At 61.6% G+C, this 18,149-nt stretch carries 9 protein-coding genes and 3 rRNA genes; 5 read left to right on the top strand and 7 right to left on the bottom strand.

Annotated elements, in window-relative coordinates; genetic code table 11:
• Window positions 1–201 precede the first annotated feature (201 nt).
• The 4 genes from AB4Y77_RS07605 (at window position 202) to AB4Y77_RS07590 (ending at window position 5,672) form a co-directional block, all read left to right on the top strand.
• On the top strand, window positions 202–2,208 hold the full coding sequence (locus AB4Y77_RS07605) for an FAD/NAD(P)-binding protein (protein ID WP_442013459.1): 2,007 nt from the start codon (window positions 202–204) through the stop codon (window positions 2,206–2,208).
• 58 nt (window positions 2,209–2,266) lie between these two features.
• Entirely contained in the window at window positions 2,267–2,785 is a 519-nt protein-coding gene (locus tag AB4Y77_RS07600; RefSeq protein ID WP_311213976.1) for a GNAT family N-acetyltransferase, read from the top strand.
• 9 nt (window positions 2,786–2,794) lie between these two features.
• Complete coding sequence (locus tag AB4Y77_RS07595) at window positions 2,795–4,528, top strand: helicase HerA-like domain-containing protein (RefSeq protein WP_311213977.1); 1,734 nt, start codon at window positions 2,795–2,797, stop codon at window positions 4,526–4,528.
• Between the two features lie 115 nt (window positions 4,529–4,643).
• Window positions 4,644–5,672 (top strand): hypothetical protein, encoded by a 1,029-nt coding sequence (locus tag AB4Y77_RS07590; RefSeq protein WP_311213986.1) that lies wholly within the window; start codon window positions 4,644–4,646, stop codon window positions 5,670–5,672.
• A gap of 121 nt (window positions 5,673–5,793) precedes the next feature.
• On the opposite strand, the gene AB4Y77_RS07585 is transcribed toward AB4Y77_RS07590, so the two are convergent.
• The 4 genes from AB4Y77_RS07585 to AB4Y77_RS07570 form a co-directional block, all read right to left on the bottom strand.
• Complete coding sequence (locus AB4Y77_RS07585; protein ID WP_442013458.1) at window positions 5,794–7,767, bottom strand: NHL domain-containing thioredoxin family protein; 1,974 nt, start codon at window positions 7,765–7,767, stop codon at window positions 5,794–5,796.
• The gene (locus tag AB4Y77_RS07580; protein ID WP_442013457.1) at window positions 7,767–10,037 is read right to left on the bottom strand and encodes a cytochrome c oxidase assembly protein; all 2,271 of its coding nucleotides are present in this window, start codon (window positions 10,035–10,037) and stop codon (window positions 7,767–7,769) included. Before AB4Y77_RS07580 ends, AB4Y77_RS07585 begins: the two co-directional genes overlap by 1 nt.
• Window positions 10,038–10,177: 140 nt before the next feature.
• Window positions 10,178–10,465 carry an HU family DNA-binding protein gene (locus AB4Y77_RS07575; RefSeq protein ID WP_011776355.1) on the bottom strand — a complete coding sequence of 96 codons (288 nt, stop codon included), beginning with the start codon at window positions 10,463–10,465 and terminating at the stop codon, window positions 10,178–10,180.
• A 235-nt stretch (window positions 10,466–10,700) separates the two neighbouring features.
• Window positions 10,701–11,264 (bottom strand): GNAT family N-acetyltransferase, encoded by a 564-nt coding sequence (locus tag AB4Y77_RS07570; RefSeq protein WP_442013456.1) that lies wholly within the window; start codon window positions 11,262–11,264, stop codon window positions 10,701–10,703.
• Window positions 11,265–11,467: 203 nt separating this feature from the next.
• On the opposite strand from AB4Y77_RS07570, the gene AB4Y77_RS07565 reads away from it, so the two are divergent.
• Entirely contained in the window at window positions 11,468–12,466 is a 999-nt protein-coding gene (locus AB4Y77_RS07565; protein ID WP_442013455.1) for a patatin-like phospholipase family protein, read from the top strand.
• Between the two features lie 180 nt (window positions 12,467–12,646).
• On the opposite strand, the gene rrf is transcribed toward AB4Y77_RS07565, so the two are convergent.
• From rrf to AB4Y77_RS07550, 3 genes are all read right to left on the bottom strand, one after another.
• Window positions 12,647–12,763 (bottom strand): 5S ribosomal RNA (gene rrf / locus AB4Y77_RS07560).
• A 144-nt stretch (window positions 12,764–12,907) separates the two neighbouring features.
• A 23S ribosomal RNA gene (locus AB4Y77_RS07555) occupies window positions 12,908–16,065 on the bottom strand.
• A gap of 514 nt (window positions 16,066–16,579) precedes the next feature.
• A 16S ribosomal RNA gene (locus AB4Y77_RS07550) occupies window positions 16,580–18,099 on the bottom strand.
• Together the 16S, 23S and 5S rRNA genes form the textbook arrangement of a ribosomal RNA operon.
• Window positions 18,100–18,149: the final 50 nt, after the last annotated feature.

Genomic DNA, 18,149 nt, shown 5'->3' with positions numbered 1-18,149 from the left:
ACTTCTTCACTGGACTTCGCGCGGCTTCGCAGGGGTTCGCGGGACGTCACAATCGCCGTCATCAGGCGCCATATGCGTCCGTTCTTTGCGCGCCTTAACGTGACGTGACGCGTGGTGAACGGCCGTGACCACCGCCTCGACCAGTGGCCCGGTTCGTCCCTAGATTGGGCATCATCACACCACTGCTTTTCAGGAGATCCCATGCCGTCACGAGTTCCAGCCATCGCCTTCATTGGCGGCGGCCCGCGCACCGCCGGCGTCCTGGAACGGCTTGCCGCCAACCGTCCGGCGCTGTTCCTCGGGCCTCTGGAGATCCACGTCATCGAACCCCATGAGCCTGGCTCCGGGAGGATCTGGCGCTATGACCAGAGCCCGGGCCTGCTGCTGAACTCCACAGCCGCCGACGTCACCATGTTCACCGACGCCTCAGTGGCTTGCGATGGCCCGACCGTTGAAGGTCCCGGCCTCTCCACCTGGGCTGCGGGCGTGCTGGACGGCAGCATCCGAGATGTTCCTGCGCTGGAGCCGCACCTGCTCGCGCAGCTCCGTTCGTTGACCCCCGCGTCGTTTCCCACGCGTCAGCTCCAGAGCAAGTACCTTGAGTGGTTCTTCGGCCGGGCCGTCAGCTCCCTCGGCCCCGAAGTGACGGTGACCGTGCACCGCGACACGGCCACCGCCGTCGAGCGTTCTGTTGCGGACGGCGCTTCCGGCGGGCCTGACGGCATTTCGGCTGGGCTCGACGACGGTACTGGGTCCGACGACGGCGCTGGGTCCGACGACGGTCCTCACCGCGTGCGGCTGGCTTCCGGCGCCGAGGTGCTTGCCGACGTCGTGGTGTACGCGGTGGGGCACACAGACTCCGTTCCCGACCCCGAGTCCGCCCGCCTCAGCGAGTTCGCTGCCCGGCACGGCGGGTTCCATGCGCCGCCGTCGTACACCACGGACGTGGACTACTCCGCGATTGAACCCGGCCAGGACGTAATCGTTTCCGGGATGGGCCTGGCGTTCGTGGACCTGCTGGTGTTGTTGTTCGAGGGCCGCGGTGGCCGCTTCGAAGAAACGCCCGACGGCCACCTGGAGTACGTAGCCTCCGGCGCAGAACCGAGGGTCTGGGCGGGGTCGCGGCGCGGTGTACCGTTCCACTCCAAGATCTCCTCCACGGTGCGTGGCGAACCGATCGCCCGCCCGCGATACTTCATCGCAGAGGCCATCGATGCGCTCCTCGCCGAGCACCAGGAACTCGATTTCCGCAAGCACCTGTGGCCGCTGATCGCCAAGGACGCCGGCTACGCCTACTACCGTGAGCTCTTCACCGGCTACCCGGAGCGGGTGCTGGGGACGTGGACCAGTTTTGAGTCGCGTTTCGACGCCGTTGAGTGGTACAGCGCAGCCCGCGAAGAACTGGTCAACTTCTCCGTGCCGGATCCGGCGCTGCGCCTGGACCTCGAGAAGCTGGACCACCCGCTCAGCGGCTGCGCGTTCGCCGATCACGACACCGTGCAGCGTTCAGTGGCCGCCTACATCCAGCGCGACCTCGACCTCCGCACCAGCCCCGACCACTCCGAGACCCTGGCCCTCTTCACGGCCTTGCTGTTCGTCTACATGGACCTCGGCCGCCTGGTCCCGCAGGAACGGCTCAATGCCCGCTCCCAGCAGGCCATCCACGGGTGGTGGCACGGCTTCTTCAGCTTCGTCGACTCCGGGCCGCCCTCCCACCGCCTCCGCGAGATGCTGGCACTTCACCGGGCCGGGTTCCTGAAGTTCCTGGGTCCGGGCATGTGGGTACGTGCCGACGATTCCGTGGGCAGGTACGTGGCCGGCTCGTTCCAGTCGCCCGTTGTGGTGGACGCCGCCGCGTACATTGAGGCGCGGCTGCCCGCCGCTTCGGTGGAGCGTTCCGCCAACCCCGCGTTGTCGGACCTGCACGACGCCGGATGGGGCACCGAACAACGGTTGCTCACCTCCGAAGGCGCCCACTCCACCGGAAAGCTGCTGGTCTCCGGGAATCACGAGGTACAGTCCCCTGTTGGTACACCTCAGAAGGGTTTGTTCGCGGTGGGTCCGTGGACGTCCGGCTGGGGCGCAGGGGCGTTTGCCCGTCCCAACACCAACGCAGCACCCTTCCGGGAGAACGACGCCCTGGCACGCCGGATCCTGTCCACTGTTGCTGCCGCCCGCCCAACTGAGTCGCAGTTAACGTCGTTATGAGCCCTCAAAACGACGTTAACTGCTACCTACTTGGGTTCCACCTACGAAAGGCCCTGACATGACCGCCACTCCTACCCTGCCGACGTCGGGCCTGACCGTCCTGACCCTGCCCATGCGCGATCCCCGCGTTCGCCCACTCCTGGACGAGCTCGCCGTCGAATACAACAACCGCTACGGAGACCTGTTCAGCAGTGAAGGGGCCGCAGAGGAACTGAACCGTTATCCCGCCGAGGAATTCGAAGCCCCGCACGGCGCCCTGATCATCATCCAGGAGAACGGCGAGTCAGTGGCCGGCGGCGCGTTCCGCCGCTATGACGAACACACCGCCGAGCTCAAGCGGATCTGGACCCACTCGGCCCACCGACGTCGCGGCCTGGCCCGACTGGTCCTGACGGAACTGGAGAATGAAGCCCGACGGCGGGGCTACCGGAAGCTGTACCTCACCACCGGGCCGCGCCAGCCGGAGGCGAAGAACCTGTATCTCGCCACGGGCTACAAGGCGCTGTTCGACCTCGCAGCGGACCCAGAGGAAATCAAGCATTTGGCGTTCAGCAAGGATCTTGCCCCGCAGAGCTAAGCTATGCGCATGGCCAACAAAACAACCGCCGAAAAACTCGCCACCATCCAGCAGGGTTACACCCTGGAAGGTGCCACCATCGAGTTGGGGGCGGCGATCGTTGACGGTGAAATCCACAAAGAGGCCCAGGTCCGGCTCCCCCTCGCCATGATGAACCGGCACGGGCTGGTGGCCGGCGCCACGGGCACCGGCAAGACGGTCACGCTGCACATGATTGCCGAACAGCTGTCGACTGCGGGTGTTCCGGTTTTCCTCGCGGATATCAAGGGTGATTTGTCAGGACTGGCCACGCCCGCCACAGGCTCTGAGAAGCTGACCGCCCGCACCTCGGCGCTGGGGCAAGAATGGTCTGCGAAGAATTTTCCCGTTGAGTTTCTCTCGCTCGGTGGGGATGGCCACGGCATCCCCGTCCGCGCCACCATCACCTCGTTCGGGCCCATCCTGCTCTCCCGAATCATGGATTTGAACGACACACAGGAGTCCAGCCTCCAACTGATCTTCCACTTCGCGGACAAGAACAACCTGGAGCTGATCGACCTCAAGGACCTCCGTGCGGTCATCCAGTTCCTGGCCTCGGACGAAGGCAAGGCCGAACTCGCCAACCTTGGCGGCCTCTCCAAAGCCACAGCCGGCGTGATCCTGCGGGAACTGGTCACCCTTGAGGCGCAGGGGATGGAAAAGTTCTTCGGTGAGCCCGAGTTCGATACCGCCGAGCTGCTCCGCACTGCACCTGATGGCCGGGGTGTCATCAGCTGCCTTGAGCTTCCTACCCTCCAGACCAAGCCGCTGCTGTTCTCCACGTTCCTCATGTGGCTCCTGGCCGACCTTTTCGAGGACCTCCCCGAAGCCGGCGACCTGGACAAGCCCAAGCTCGTCTTCTTCCTGGACGAGGCCCATCTGCTGTTCAACGGCGCCTCCAAGGCTTTCCTTCAAGCCATCACCACCACCGTCCGGCTTATCCGTTCCAAAGGCGTGGGCATCTTCTTCGTCACCCAAACGCCCAAGGATGTTCCGGCCGACGTCCTGGGCCAGCTCGCCAACCGTGTCCAGCACGCCTTGCGCGCCTTCACCCCGGAGGACGCCAAGGCGTTGAAGGCCACTGTGTCCACGTTCCCGGTCAGCGACTACGACCTCGAAGAGACGCTCACCTCCGCGGGCATCGGCGAAGCCGTCATCACCGTCATGAATGAGAAGGGTGCGCCCACACCGGTTGCATTGACCCGGCTCCGTGCACCGGAGTCCGTCATGGGGCCAAGCGCCGACGACCTCATCAAGAGCACCGTAGCTGCGTCCTCTTTGCTGGCGAAATACGGCACCGCAGTGGACAACCTCTCCGCGTACGAGAAGCTCAATGGTCAAGCCGCCGTATCCACCGGCGATGCTGCTCCGGGGCAGCCTCCGGTGCCTGCTTCATCTTCCGGTTCGTCCGGAGCTACCGGTGCGTCCGGTTCCTCCGGTGCTTCGCAGGCCGACATCGACGCCGAAGCGCGCCGCATCGAAGAAGAGATCCTCGGCCGACCCAGTTCGAGGCCCTCGTCGCCCGAGTCATACCCGGCTCCCGCACCGGCTCCAGTTCCGCAGCAGGCTCCGGCCCAACAGGATGGCATGTTCGGTGACATCGCCGGCGCCCTTGGTGGGGCGCTGGGCGGCGGGCTGAAAAGCATGGTCCGGTCCATGGGCACGCAGCTCGGCCGTGACCTCCTGCGCGGCGTCTTCGGCACCTCCTCACGGCGCCGCCGCTAGTCCCGCCTGACTGACACATGCACGACGCCGGGTGGCAGCAATGCGCGCTGCCGCCCGCCGTCGAGCCTTCTCCAATCGGTGGACATACGTCATATCGAGGCCTTCCTGCACAGTGATCGCCGCCGCGGCAGGTAACGTAAAGGGCGTGCAGTTGAGTCAAGCGTTCGTCAAGACCGCAGCCGGATGGCTGCTCGGTCTGATGCTTGCTGCCGCCGGAGCCATCGTCTGCATCAATCTGGTGAGCTCGTCGGTGGCCAGCCCACAACAGCCCGTCAAGGAGTACCTGGCGGCGCTGCAAAAGGGCGAAGGCGAAGAAGCACTGGGCCTCCTGCGGGCCAAAGTGCCCAGCTCGAACGCCGCCATGCTGGACGGGACCGCCCTGCAGACCGCCGCTTCCAAGATGTCCGACGTCAAAGTGGGGAACCCTGAATCGCGGGGAAGCAACCGCGTGGCAGTCCCCGTCGACTACAGTCTGGACGGCAGCAAACTCCACACAGAGTTCCTGATGGAACGGACCGGGACGCAGTGGTTGTTCTTCGCCAAGTGGGCGTTCGTGCCCACCACGTTGCCCACCATTGAGGTCACGGTGGTCAATGCCAGCGAAGCCACCCTCAACGGTGTGCCCGTCAATATGCCCAATGGCCGCAACACCTTCGCAGTCTTCTTCCCCGGCAAGTACGAGGCCAGCCTCAACGGAACCTTCTTCGAGGCGCCGCCCGCCTCGGCCCTCGTATCAACGCGCGACGGCGGCCAGGCTCCCCTGAACCTGCAGACGCGTTCCACCAAGTCAATGAACGAGGCCGTCGCCGGGAAGGTCCGCGAATTCCTGGACAGCTGCGCGACGCAGGCCACCGAGCAGCAGCGGCTCCAGCCCGATTGCCCGTTCTACCATGCCAGCAACGCGCGCGTGGTGGACGGAACCATCAAGTGGGCCATCACGGATTACCCCAAGATCACCATCGAACCTTTCGGCGGCAAATGGGTGGTGGCTCCCCTGAACGGCAAGGCCACCCTGACCGCCCGGGAAATCAACCTTTTCACCGGGTACGTCAACGACCTCAACGTGGAGCACGATTTCAGCTTCACTACCCAACTGGATGTCGACGCCGACACTGTGACAGTCACCCCGATGCTGACCTTCTGAGCTTCCCTGGCTCGCCGCACTCGCCCGCCGTTGACCAAGTCCGCGGCATAAAGTCCGCTGGAATGAAAAGGCCCGGGCCAGCCCCTAAGGGGCAGACCCGGACCACTTCAGTCAGTTGCGTTTAGTCCATACCGCGCAGGTCCAGGACCAACTCGGACTCACCGTCGGCCTGCAGGACTACCGGAATGCCCCAATCCTGCTGGTAGAGGTGGCAGGCGGCGTGGTCCGGGATTTCGCCGTCCTCAGTTTCAGGTCCATCACAAGCAGCCGCACGGGCGGTGATGTGAAGGATGCCTTCGGGAACGTCGGCGGACAGTTCAAGGGTGCGCAGCAGACCTACCGATGTTCCGCCCCCGGAGACCAGCAGTTCCGGCGGGGTGGAAGAGATCTTCAACTGTGTGGGGTCGCCCCATCGGTCGTCCAGCTTCTGGCCCGTCGGCGCCGCGAAACGGACGGCCAGTTCCAACGGGCCGGGGGTCACCGGGCTCTTGGGGCGGTGCGTCTGTGACGCGCCCTCGTCCACTTGCTGGGCTTCCTTGGGGATCGGTACCAGGACAAGTTGGTGCTTGTTGGACTCCACCACTACAAGCAGCGGCTCGCTGCCTTCCACCTGGACCACCACGACGTCACTCGGCTCAGCGAGGCCCCTCGCCAACGTGGACACCGATTTGGTAGCGGGGTCATACCGGCGGACGGCACCGTTGTAAGTATCTGCGATGGCTACAGAACCGTCCGGCAAGACGGTGACACCCAAGGGGTGCTGCAACCGGGCTTCAGCGGCGTCTCCGTCACGGAAGCCGAAATCGAACAACCCTTTGCCTACTGCCGTTTCCACGGTGACGCCGGATTCGTTCAGCACCAGCCGGCGAAGGGACGACGTTTCCGAGTCCGCAACCCAGATGTTGCCGTCGGCGTCGATCGCCAGGCCGGAGGACTGGGCGAACCAAGCTTCTTCGGCCTTGCCGTCCAGCAGGCCCTCCAAGCCGGATCCGGCCAGGATGGAAACCTCGTTGCCCAATGGGTCGAAGGCGAAGATCTGGTGCGTGCCGGCCATGGCGATGACAACGCGCTGCAGCTTCTCGCTCCACACCACGTCCCAGGGTGAGGACAGGGAAACCTCGGTACCCAGACCCAGCGCCCCTACATCAAAAGCGTCGGCCGCGAAGTCAGCCGGGCCGGCGTCGTGATGTTCAGACCACGTACCGGCGCCAGTGTCCGTCACTCGGGCGGGTCCGGCGTCCAGCAACCGCTGTACACCGTTCCCGGCGACGGTCTGCACGTAACCGGAGCTCAGTGTCACTCCACGGAGGCGGTGGTTGACAGTATCTGCCACCACGGCGTCGTACCCCAGTTTCCAGGCGAGCTCAGACGGGAGCAGTGCGACGCCCTGTGGCTCGTTGAACTGTGCGATCTCCGCTTGGCCGTCCAGGTACCCTTTGGTGCCGGAGCCGATGACGCGCTCCACGGTTTCCAGGTCCGGGCGGAGCTCCACCAGGCGGTGGTGGCCGGAGTCAACTACGAGGTAGTTGCCGTTCGGCAATTGCGTGGCTTTGCCCGGGAAACGCAAAGTGCCGGACGTCGGCACGGGAGCCACGTAGGGGCCGTTGCCGCGGTGGAGGGTTCCCTTGGCTTCATGCTCGGCTACGAGTTCTTCCAGCAGTACTGCCAGGCCGTCGGCGTGGCCCTCACCGGAAAGGTGGGCCACGATGTAGCCCTCGGGGTCGACGACCACCAGCGTGGGCCAGGCACGGGCCGTGTAGGCCTTCCATGTGGCGAGTTCCGGGTCGTCCAGGACCGGGTGGTGGATCTCGTATCGCTCAACGGCCGATGCCAGCGCTATGGGGTCTGCTTCGTGCTCGAATTTGGGCGAATGTACGCCCACCGTCACCAGGACGTCGGAGTACTTCTCTTCGAGGGGGCGCAGCTCGTCAAGAACGTGCAGGCAGTTGATGCAGCAGAAGGTCCAGAAGTCCAGCAGCACGATCTTGCCGCGCAAGGACTCCAAGTCCAAGGATTTGCCGCCCGTGTTGAGCCAGCCGCGGCCCTCCAGTTCAGAGGCCCGGACCCGGAGTTGGGTGCGTACGGTTTCGCTCATCAGCGTCCTTCCAGCTTGGTGTTAGGTTCAGTCTGCCCTGCAGAGTCTGGGATGGGGCGTTCGGCATTGCTGCTTTCGGCGTCGCCGCGTTCGGCCTGGGCCGTCCGGGATGGTTGAACCGTCCTGGAAGGCTGGGCAGTGCGGCCTGCCACTTTGGCATCGCGGTCGGCGAGCCTGGCAAACATATCGTTGTAAGCGCTCAGTTCCGCGTCGTTATTCCTGTCCGCGGCACGATCAACACGGCGGGTCTCCCGTTCATCCGAGCGCGACCACATGACAGCCACTCCGATCGCCACCAACAGCGTGGGTACTTCGCCGATGCCCCATGCCACTGCACCGCCCAACTGCTGGTCCCCGATGGCTGACGGGCCCCAGGTCCGGCCAAGGTTTCCAAAGTAGTCGGCGGCCAGCAGCCCGGTGCCACCCATAATGGCTACCCCAAAGAACGCATGGAAGCCCATGGTGGCAAGCAGGAGGAGCAGGCGCATCGGGTAGGGTGCGCGGCGCGGAAGAGGATCGCTGCCGATCATGCTGAGCACAAAGATGTAGCCGGTCAGGAGGAAGTGGACGTTCATGAGCTCGTGACCCACGTGCTCGCGCATCGCCAGGCCGAACAGGTCCGAGTAGTAGAAGAGGACGATAGAGCCCGCGAAGTTCGCTGCGGCGAACAACGGGTGCGTCACGATCTGCGAGAACCTGGAATGCACAAAAAGCAGCAGCCATTCGCGAAGTCCCCGTGAGCCGTGGGCTCCCTCTCCCCTGGAAGGCAGTGCCCGCAGGGCAAGCGTGACGGGTGCGCCCAGCACCAGGAAGATCGGGGCAACCATGGTCAGGGCCATGTGGTCCACCATGTGCGCTGAGAACAGCACACGGCCATAAACAGCAGGCGGGCCGGAGGTGATGTACGTCAGCACCACGAGGCCGATCAGCCAGTTCACTGACCGGAACCAAGACCATTTGTCTCCGCGCTTGCGGACCTTGATGATGCCCATGATGTAGGCGACCGCACCGAACAGCGCTACTCCCACCCACAGCCAGTCGAAGCGCCACTCGGTCAGCCACCGTTCCGGGGTGAGTTCCGGTGGGAGCTCGTAGCCGGAGAGGATGAACGACGGTGATGCATCAGGCGCGTAGGTGGTGGGTTGCGGCGGAGCTGAGCGTCCCAGCGCAACGGCAAGTCCCGACGTCGCGCCCATGACCAGCAGCTCAACCAGAACCAGTTGCCACAGCACGCGGCGGGCAGACATGGAACCGTTCCTGCCGAGCTGGGGAATGACCCACTGCCGGTGCATGAAGCCGATGCCACCCAGCACCAGCGTGGCCAAGGACTTCGCAACGATGAGTTGCCCGTACGGGGAGCCGAACAAATCCGCGGGGTTGGTCACGCGGATGGCGGCATTGATGACGCCGGAGGCGAACACCAGCACAAAGGCGAAGCCGGCCAGGGCCGAGAAACGCCGGAGGGTTTGTTCGGTGATGTCCGGCGTTCCCTTGCTTCGGGAACCCGTGAGGATCCCGGAAAGGACCGCGAGCATGATGATTCCGCCCACCCACGTGGAGACCCCTACGAGGTGGAGTCCCAGGGAGTTGATGGCGCCTTCGTGATCGCTGGAACTCGACGAGTGTCCGATCAATGCGGTGGGAATCAGGCCGATCAGAGCCAGCAGCAGAGTGAACGCCAGCCCGGTCAAGGATCTCACCCCGAACAGCGCGGTAGTGACCACTGCGGCAATGATGGTGACGGCGAGCCAGGCCTTGCCCGTCTCGATGTCCGTCATGAAGTACACCAGCGAACGGGTGAACTCGGCATCGCCGGAGAGCCCTTGCCCCGCAACGTCTGCGTAGGTCAGGACGAGGACTGCCACTGCGGACAGTGTCCATGCCGCTCCCGCGGCTGCGGCGACGGCGAGGGCCCGGGCAAAAGCGGGATGTTCGGGTGCGTCAACATCCTTCTCGCGGGAGCGCGAGCCACCGATGTTCTTAGGCAGGATGCCGACGGCAAAAATCAAGCCGCCCACCACGGTTGCCACTGAGACGTTGTGGATGGCCTTCGCGAACGGAAGACCCCACCGGACCAGCTCGCCGGGGTCGGATACCTGCCGTGCTGCCGAAGCGCCCGAGAAGATGAGTGCCGCGGCGAGCGTCAGGAACAGCGCCGCCAGGCCGGCCAGTTGCCATGGCAGGGAAATCCCCGCGGCTGTAGTGCCTCCCCGCGCTCCCGGCGTGGGAACAGGCGAAGGGGCAGTTGCGGAATTTCTTGCTGATGGCACTCATCCATTGTCCGCTACCTGTCGCAAGGCTGCGAATCGGGGCGGCGCTATGTGGATCACGGGCGCTAAGTGGATATAGAAAGCAGAAGGGACGGCAACCATCAGGTTGCCGTCCCTTCCAGGCGTTCGCCGAAGAGTAATTACTTCTTCTTTGCGACAGCAGCCTTCAGCTTGGAGCCAGCGGTCAGCTTGACGCTGTGGCCGGCCGCGATCTGGATGGTCTCGCCGGTCTGCGGGTTGCGGCCGGTGCGAGCTGCACGGTCGGTGCGCTCAACTGCGAGCCAGCCCGGGATGGTGATCTTTTCGCCGGCGGCGACAGAAGTCTCGAAAACTTCGAACAGTGCATCGAGCACGGAGTTGACTGCTGCCTGGCTGGTGCCAGCCTTGCCTGCTACCTCTGCAACGAGTTCACTACGGTTCTTAGCCATTTACGTCCTCCTGGACTCATACGTTTTTGAGCTTTCAAGCGGAATGCGAGCAAGCCACTGTTCGAAAACTTACCAGCTTGGGCTGGCATGGCCAGCAAATTCCGCGTGTTTCCGCGCCTTTTTGACCAAAATCACCGGATTTTCGGGGTTTTTAGGGGTGCTTTACGCCCTTGGCGTACCCTACGGCGTTGGCCGCGCCCCCTTGCTGCCCCATCAGACCTCACACTGTGCACCGTCAGAACAGGACGCGCTGGAACAAAAGGTGGTCCCTCCATTCCCCCGCGATGTGCAGGTAGGCGGGCGCAACACCGATCCTTTCGAAGCCGCACCGGCTGAGGACAGCTTGGGACGCTGCATTGTGGAGCAGTGTCGCGGCCTGGACCCGATGGAGGCCGAGCTCCTCTGTTGCCATACTCACGACGGCGGCAACCGCGCCCGACGCCAAACCCCTGCCGGTGCATTCCGCATCAATCCAATAGCCCAGGTTGGCGTTCTGGAAAGGCCCTCGGACGATGCCGGACAGTGTGATCATCCCTTGAATTCCGCGGCCGCCAGTCACGACCCATGGCACCTCGCTGCCAGCGGCGTAGTGGCCGAGCTTGGCTCGTATCGAAGCTTCCTGGCCTGCCACGGTGAAGAAGTCATCGCCACGGGTGGGTTCCCATTGCTCCAAATGCCCGCGATTGCGCAGATAAGCGGCAGCCAGGTCTGTGGCATCTGAAAGCTCCAGAGGGCGCAGGTTCAGCTTTTCGCCGCCCGCTGCACCCGCGCCGGGAGAGACCTGTCGTGTGAGATTCATCCCCAGACTCTACCGGCGCCCGACCCGACAATTGCGTCGGTGTCTACGGAGTGATAACTTTTCGGTTGATCGTGAACTTTTGGCAGGAGGTGAGACCCATGAACGCAGTATCCACAGTGGGCGCTCCCCGCAGTCCACGATCCCGCGACTGAGCTAGTCGCCACTGGGAGCGTCCGTCACGCACTTCGCGAAAGGCGACTCCCATGAGTACATCAACTTCTTCATCACTGAACGCCGGCCCGACGACGGTGCCCGGGTTACCGGCGCCCGTCCAGTCCCAGCCACAAGTCGACCCCGATACAGCCGTCACGGGACCGGCGTCGCCCCGAAGGGCCTTGGTCCTCGGTGGCGGTGGCTCAACAGGCAACGCTTGGCTGATCGGAGTCATCGCGGGCCTGTTCGACGCCGGGCTGGACGTCACCACCGCAGAGCTGACCGTTGGCACCTCAGCAGGGTCCACCGCCGCAGCCCAGCTGGCCTGCGCGACCCCAACCGAGCTGTTCGATGCCATCGTTGCCTCAGCCCCGCCGGAACCAGCGGACCACGTGCGGTCTGGCCGGGTTGGGCCTGGCGCCAGGCCGGTAGTGGACCAGATGGAACGAACCGGCAACATCATGAATGCTTCCACGGACATGGCGGATATGCGCAGACGGTTAGGGGCAGCAGCCATTGACATGGCCGAAGCCATGAAAGGCTCCAGCGCACGATGGCGGGCCACGGTGGCAACCCGTTTGCCCCAAGCGCAGTGGCCCGATCGGAACATCCTGCTGACCGCGGTCGACGCCCGGACGGGTGATCCGGTGATATTCCACCGCCACAGCAGAGTGGATCTCGTAGACGCGGTTGCCGCCAGCTGCGCCAGCGGCTTCGCCTACAGGATCGGCAGCAACCAATACATCGACGGCGGATACCGCGCCAACGCCGAGAACGCAGACCTGGCAGCTGGGTATTCACGGGTGCTGGTGTTGGCCCCTTTCGGCGGCCGTACCCGGACTCCGTTGGAGTGGGGCATGCACCTCTCTGGGCAGGTGGACGCGCTGCGAGCCAACGGCAGCCAGGTTGAAACGGTCTTTCCCAACAACGAATCCGAGCATATGTTCGGCGTCAATGCGATGGATCTGTCCTTGCGTCCGTCAGCGGCCCGAGCAGGATTTCAGCAGGGCCAAGCGCTGGCGCCTCAATTGGCCGATTTCTGGGGCTAATGGGATCATCCGGACCGACGGAAGATCCTGCACCACACCCGAGGCGGCCCTACCTTGTCGACTCCCAGTCGACAAGGGCAGGTCGGCTCATATGTGGCTGGCCCGGCTGTGAGGGCCGGCTGTTGTGGTGGTTAAAGGGGAAGAGCCCCGACCTGTGGTCGGGGCTCTTGCCTAATGTGTGTCCGGCGGTGTCCTACTCTCCCACACCCTCCCGGGTGCAGTACCATCGGCGCTGTGGGTCTTAGCTTCCGGGTTCGGAATGGGACCGGGCGTTTCCCCCACGCTATGACCGCCGTAACTCTGTTACCCGCCCCGACCCCCGGTGTGGGGGTGAGTGGGAAATCTTTTTGGTTACAACTGTGGTGTTGTTTATTTAGTTGTTGGTTCCTGGAACGGTTTTGTTGTTCGGGAACCACATAGTGGACGCGTGCAGTGTGTTGTGTGGTGTAAGTTGTTGGCCTATTAGTACCGGTCAGCTTCACGAGTCTTTAGTCCTCGCTTCCACATCCGGCCTATCAACCCAGTGGTCTGGCTGGGGGCCTCTCACACATAATGTGTATGGAAATCTCATCTTGAAGCGAGCTTCCCGCTTAGATGCTTTCAGCGGTTATCCCATCCGAACGTAGCTAATCAGCGATGCACTTGGCAGTACAACTGACACACCAGAGGTTCGTCCGTCCCGGTCCTCTCGTACTAAGGACAGCCCTTCTCAAATTTCCTGCGCGCGCAGCGGATAGGGACCGAACTGTCTCACGACGTTCTAAACCCAGCTCGCGTACCGCTTTAATGGGCGAACAGCCCAACCCTTGGGACCTACTCCAGCCCCAGGATGCGACGAGCCGACATCGAGGTGCCAAACCATGCCGTCGATATGGACTCTTGGGCAAGATCAGCCTGTTATCCCCGAGGTACCTTTTATCCGTTGAGCGACGGCCATTCCACAATGTACCGCCGGATCACTAGTCCCGACTTTCGTCCCTGCTTGAGATGTCTCTCTCACAGTCAAGCTCCCTTGTGCACTTACACTCGACACCTGATTGCCAACCAGGCTGAGGGAACCTTTGGGCGCCTCCGTTACTTTTTAGGAGGCAACCGCCCCAGTTAAACTACCCATCAGGCACTGTCCCTGACCCGGATCACGGGCCGAAGTTAGATGTCCAAAGTGACCAGAGTGGTATTTCAACGATGACTCCACCCGAACTGGCGTCCGGGTTTCAACGTCTCCCACCTATCCTACACAAGCCACTCCGAACACCAATACCAAACTATAGTAAAGGTCTCGGGGTCTTTCCGTCCTGCTGCGCGTAACGAGCATCTTTACTCGTACTGCAATTTCGCCGAGTTTATGGTTGAGACAGCGGGGAAGTCGTTACTCCATTCGTGCAGGTCGGAACTTACCCGACAAGGAATTTCGCTACCTTAGGATGGTTATAGTTACCACCGCCGTTTACTGGGGCTTAAATTCTCAGCTTCGCCACACAAGGTGGCTAACCGGTCCTCTTAACCTTCCAGCACCGGGCAGGAGTCAGTCCGTATACATCGTCTTGCGACTTCGCACGGACCTGTGTTTTTAGTAAACAGTCGCTTCCCCCTGGTCTCTGCGGCCCACACCCGCTCACGGAGAGCAAGTCTCCATCACGGGGCAGGCCCCCCTTCTCCCGAAGTTACGGGGGCATTTTGCCGAGTTCCTTAACCATAATTCTCTCGATCGCCTTGGTATTCTCTACCTGATCACCTGTGTCGGTTTGGGGTACGGGCGGCTAAAACCTCGCGTCGATGCTTTTCTTGGCAGCATAGGATCACCGGATCCCCCCTTACGGGAGTCCCATCAGATCTCAGGAACGTGCTCGAAGCACACAGGAACGGATTTGCCTATCCCTGACCCTACATCCTTAGACCGGGGCAACCATCGCCCGGCCCGGCTACCTTCCTGCGTCACACCTGTTAATACGCTTACCTCCCAGGATCAGGTCCCGCGCTCGGCCAAAACCCACAACACCACAAGGGTGAGCGGGCAGGCTCCGGGCGGTTAGTATCCCCCGCTTGGCATGGACGGTTTTTCGCCGGTACGGGAATATCAACCCGTTGTCCATCGACTACGCCTGTCGGCCTCGCCTTAGGTCCCGACTTACCCAGGGCAGATTAGCTTGACCCTGGAACCCTTGATCATTCGGCGGACGGGTTTCTCACCCGTCTTTCGCTACTCATGCCTGCATTCTCACTCGTGTAGGCTCCACCGCTGGTTTCCACCGCGACTTCACTGCCCACACGACGCTCCCCTACCACTCCACACCCCTGAACCACGAAGGCTAGGGCAATGTGTGAAATCCACAACTTCGGCGGTGTACTTGAGCCCCGCTACATTGTCGGCGCGGAATCACTTGACCAGTGAGCTATTACGCACTCTTTCAAGGATGGCTGCTTCTAAGCCAACCTCCTGGTTGTCTTCGCAACTCCACATCCTTTCCCACTTAGCACACGCTTAGGGGCCTTAGTTGGTGGTCTGGGCTGTTTCCCTCTCGACTATGAAGCTTATCCCCCACAGTCTCACTGCTGCGCTCTCACTTACCGGCATTCGGAGTTTGGCTGACGTCAGTAACCTTGTAGGGCCCATCGGCCATCCAGTAGCTCTACCTCCGGCAAGAAACACGCAACGCTGCACCTAAATGCATTTCGGGGAGAACCAGCTATCACGGAGTTTGATTGGCCTTTCACCCCTACCCACAGCTCATCCCCTCCATTTTCAACTGAAGTGGGTTCGGTCCTCCACGACGTCTTACCGTCGCTTCAACCTGGCCATGGGTAGATCACTCCGCTTCGGGTCTAGATCACGCCACTACACTCGCCCTATTCAGACTCGCTTTCGCTACGGCTACCCCACACGGGTTAACCTCGCGACGTAACACTAACTCGCAGGCTCATTCTTCAAAAGGCACGCCGTCACAACTACTATGCGATCACTCGCGGTTGCTCCGACGGATTGTAAGCACACGGTTTCAGGTACTGTTTCACTCCCCTCCCGGGGTACTTTTCACCTTTCCCTCACGGTACTGGTCCGCTATCGGTCATTAGGAAGTATTTAGGCTTATCAGGTGGTCCTGACAGATTCGCACGGGATTTCTCGGGCCCCGTGCTACTTGGGATACTCTCCAGGCTGCACACAACATTACGGTTACGGGGCTCCCACCCTCTCTGGCCGGCCTTTCAAGACCGTTCACCTATGCCTGCACATCACCCCAACGGTCCGGCAGAACCATCACGGAAAGTCCCACAACCCCGCCCATGCAACGCCCGCCGGCTATCACACATGGAACGGTTTAGCCTGATCCGCGTTCGCTCGCCACTACTAACGGAATCACTATTGTTTTCTCTTCCTGCGGGTACTGAGATGTTTCACTTCCCCGCGTTCCCCCCACGCACCCTATGTGTTCAGATGCGGGTCACACAATCACCATGACAGCGTTGTGCGGGGTTTCCCCATTCGGACATCCTGGGATCAACGCTCGGTTATCAACTCCCCCAGGCTTATCGCAGATTCCTACGTCCTTCTTCGGCTCCTAATGCCAAGGCATCCACCGTGTGCCCTTAAAAACTTGACCACACAAAGATCAAAACTTACTCGAGAGAACCATGACCACAAGGGCCAGGTTCATTCATAAGAAATTGCTGTAGAAACACACACCAAAGGCATGTGTTTCAGATGCTCGCGTCCACTATGTAGTTCTCAAACAACAACCCCGTCAACCAGACCACCACCACCCCACAAAGGGAACAGCAGGCAGTACCGGAAGCAGGAACAAAAGAAACACCAGAAGTGCCCCCCTGCATTGCTGCAAAAAGGTCCTGTTGCCTCAGGACCCAACAGTGCGCCAAACACAACCCCCACACCATGCACCCCGGCAGCGTTCCCAACAACACCCACCCCCAAAAGGAGCACATGCTGCCGTACTGGCACCAGGACACAACCGGTAAAGGCCATGCCAAACAAGTTTGATTCGTTGATATTCCACCCATGAGCACCCACCGCAGAACAGACGCCTGCGCAATGGGCAACACTGACAACCACCACCACACCCATGCAGGCACAGCAAGCAATTATTAGCAGCTCCTTAGAAAGGAGGTGATCCAGCCGCACCTTCCGGTACGGCTACCTTGTTACGACTTAGTCCCAATCGCCGGTCCCACCTTCGACGGCTCCCCCCACAAGGGTTAGGCCACCGGCTTCGGGTGTTACCAACTTTCGTGACTTGACGGGCGGTGTGTACAAGGCCCGGGAACGTATTCACCGCAGCGTTGCTGATCTGCGATTACTAGCGACTCCGACTTCATGGGGTCGAGTTGCAGACCCCAATCCGAACTGAGACCGGCTTTTTGGGATTAGCTCCACCTCACAGTATCGCAACCCTTTGTACCGGCCATTGTAGCATGCGTGAAGCCCAAGACATAAGGGGCATGATGATTTGACGTCGTCCCCACCTTCCTCCGAGTTGACCCCGGCAGTCTCCTATGAGTCCCCGCCATAACGCGCTGGCAACATAGAACGAGGGTTGCGCTCGTTGCGGGACTTAACCCAACATCTCACGACACGAGCTGACGACAACCATGCACCACCTGTAAACCGACCGCAAGCGGGGCACCTGTTTCCAGGTATTACCGGTTCATGTCAAGCCTTGGTAAGGTTCTTCGCGTTGCATCGAATTAATCCGCATGCTCCGCCGCTTGTGCGGGCCCCCGTCAATTCCTTTGAGTTTTAGCCTTGCGGCCGTACTCCCCAGGCGGGGCACTTAATGCGTTAGCTACGGCGCGGAAAACGTGGAATGTCCCCCACACCTAGTGCCCAACGTTTACGGCATGGACTACCAGGGTATCTAATCCTGTTCGCTCCCCATGCTTTCGCTCCTCAGCGTCAGTTAATGCCCAGAGACCTGCCTTCGCCATCGGTGTTCCTCCTGATATCTGCGCATTTCACCGCTACACCAGGAATTCCAGTCTCCCCTACATCACTCTAGTCTGCCCGTACCCACTGCAGAACCGGAGTTGAGCCCCGGTCTTTCACAGCAGACGCGACAAACCGCCTACGAGCTCTTTACGCCCAATAATTCCGGATAACGCTTGCGCCCTACGTATTACCGCGGCTGCTGGCACGTAGTTAGCCGGCGCTTCTTCTGCAGGTACCGTCACTTTCGCTTCTTCCCTACTGAAAGAGGTTTACAACCCGAAGGCCGTCATCCCTCACGCGGCGTCGCTGCATCAGGCTTGCGCCCATTGTGCAATATTCCCCACTGCTGCCTCCCGTAGGAGTCTGGGCCGTGTCTCAGTCCCAGTGTGGCCGGTCACCCTCTCAGGCCGGCTACCCGTCGTCGCCTTGGTAGGCCATTACCCCACCAACAAGCTGATAGGCCGCGAGTCCATCCAAAACCACAAAAGCTTTCCACCACCTGACATGCGTCAAATAGTCATATCCGGTATTAGACCCAGTTTCCCAGGCTTATCCCAGAGTCAAGGGCAGGTTACTCACGTGTTACTCACCCGTTCGCCACTAATCCCCCAGCAAGCTGGGATCATCGTTCGACTTGCATGTGTTAAGCACGCCGCCAGCGTTCATCCTGAGCCAGGATCAAACTCTCCGTTGAAGTAAAACAAATCAAACAGACACAACCACACCCACCGGAAATAACGGCCG

Origin of the sequence: Paenarthrobacter sp. YAF11_1 (assembly GCF_052113445.1) — a bacterium.
Taxonomy (GTDB): domain Bacteria; phylum Actinomycetota; class Actinomycetes; order Actinomycetales; family Micrococcaceae; genus Arthrobacter.
Note: the sequence above shows the minus strand (reverse complement) of the source record. Positions and strands in the feature narration are given on the sequence as shown.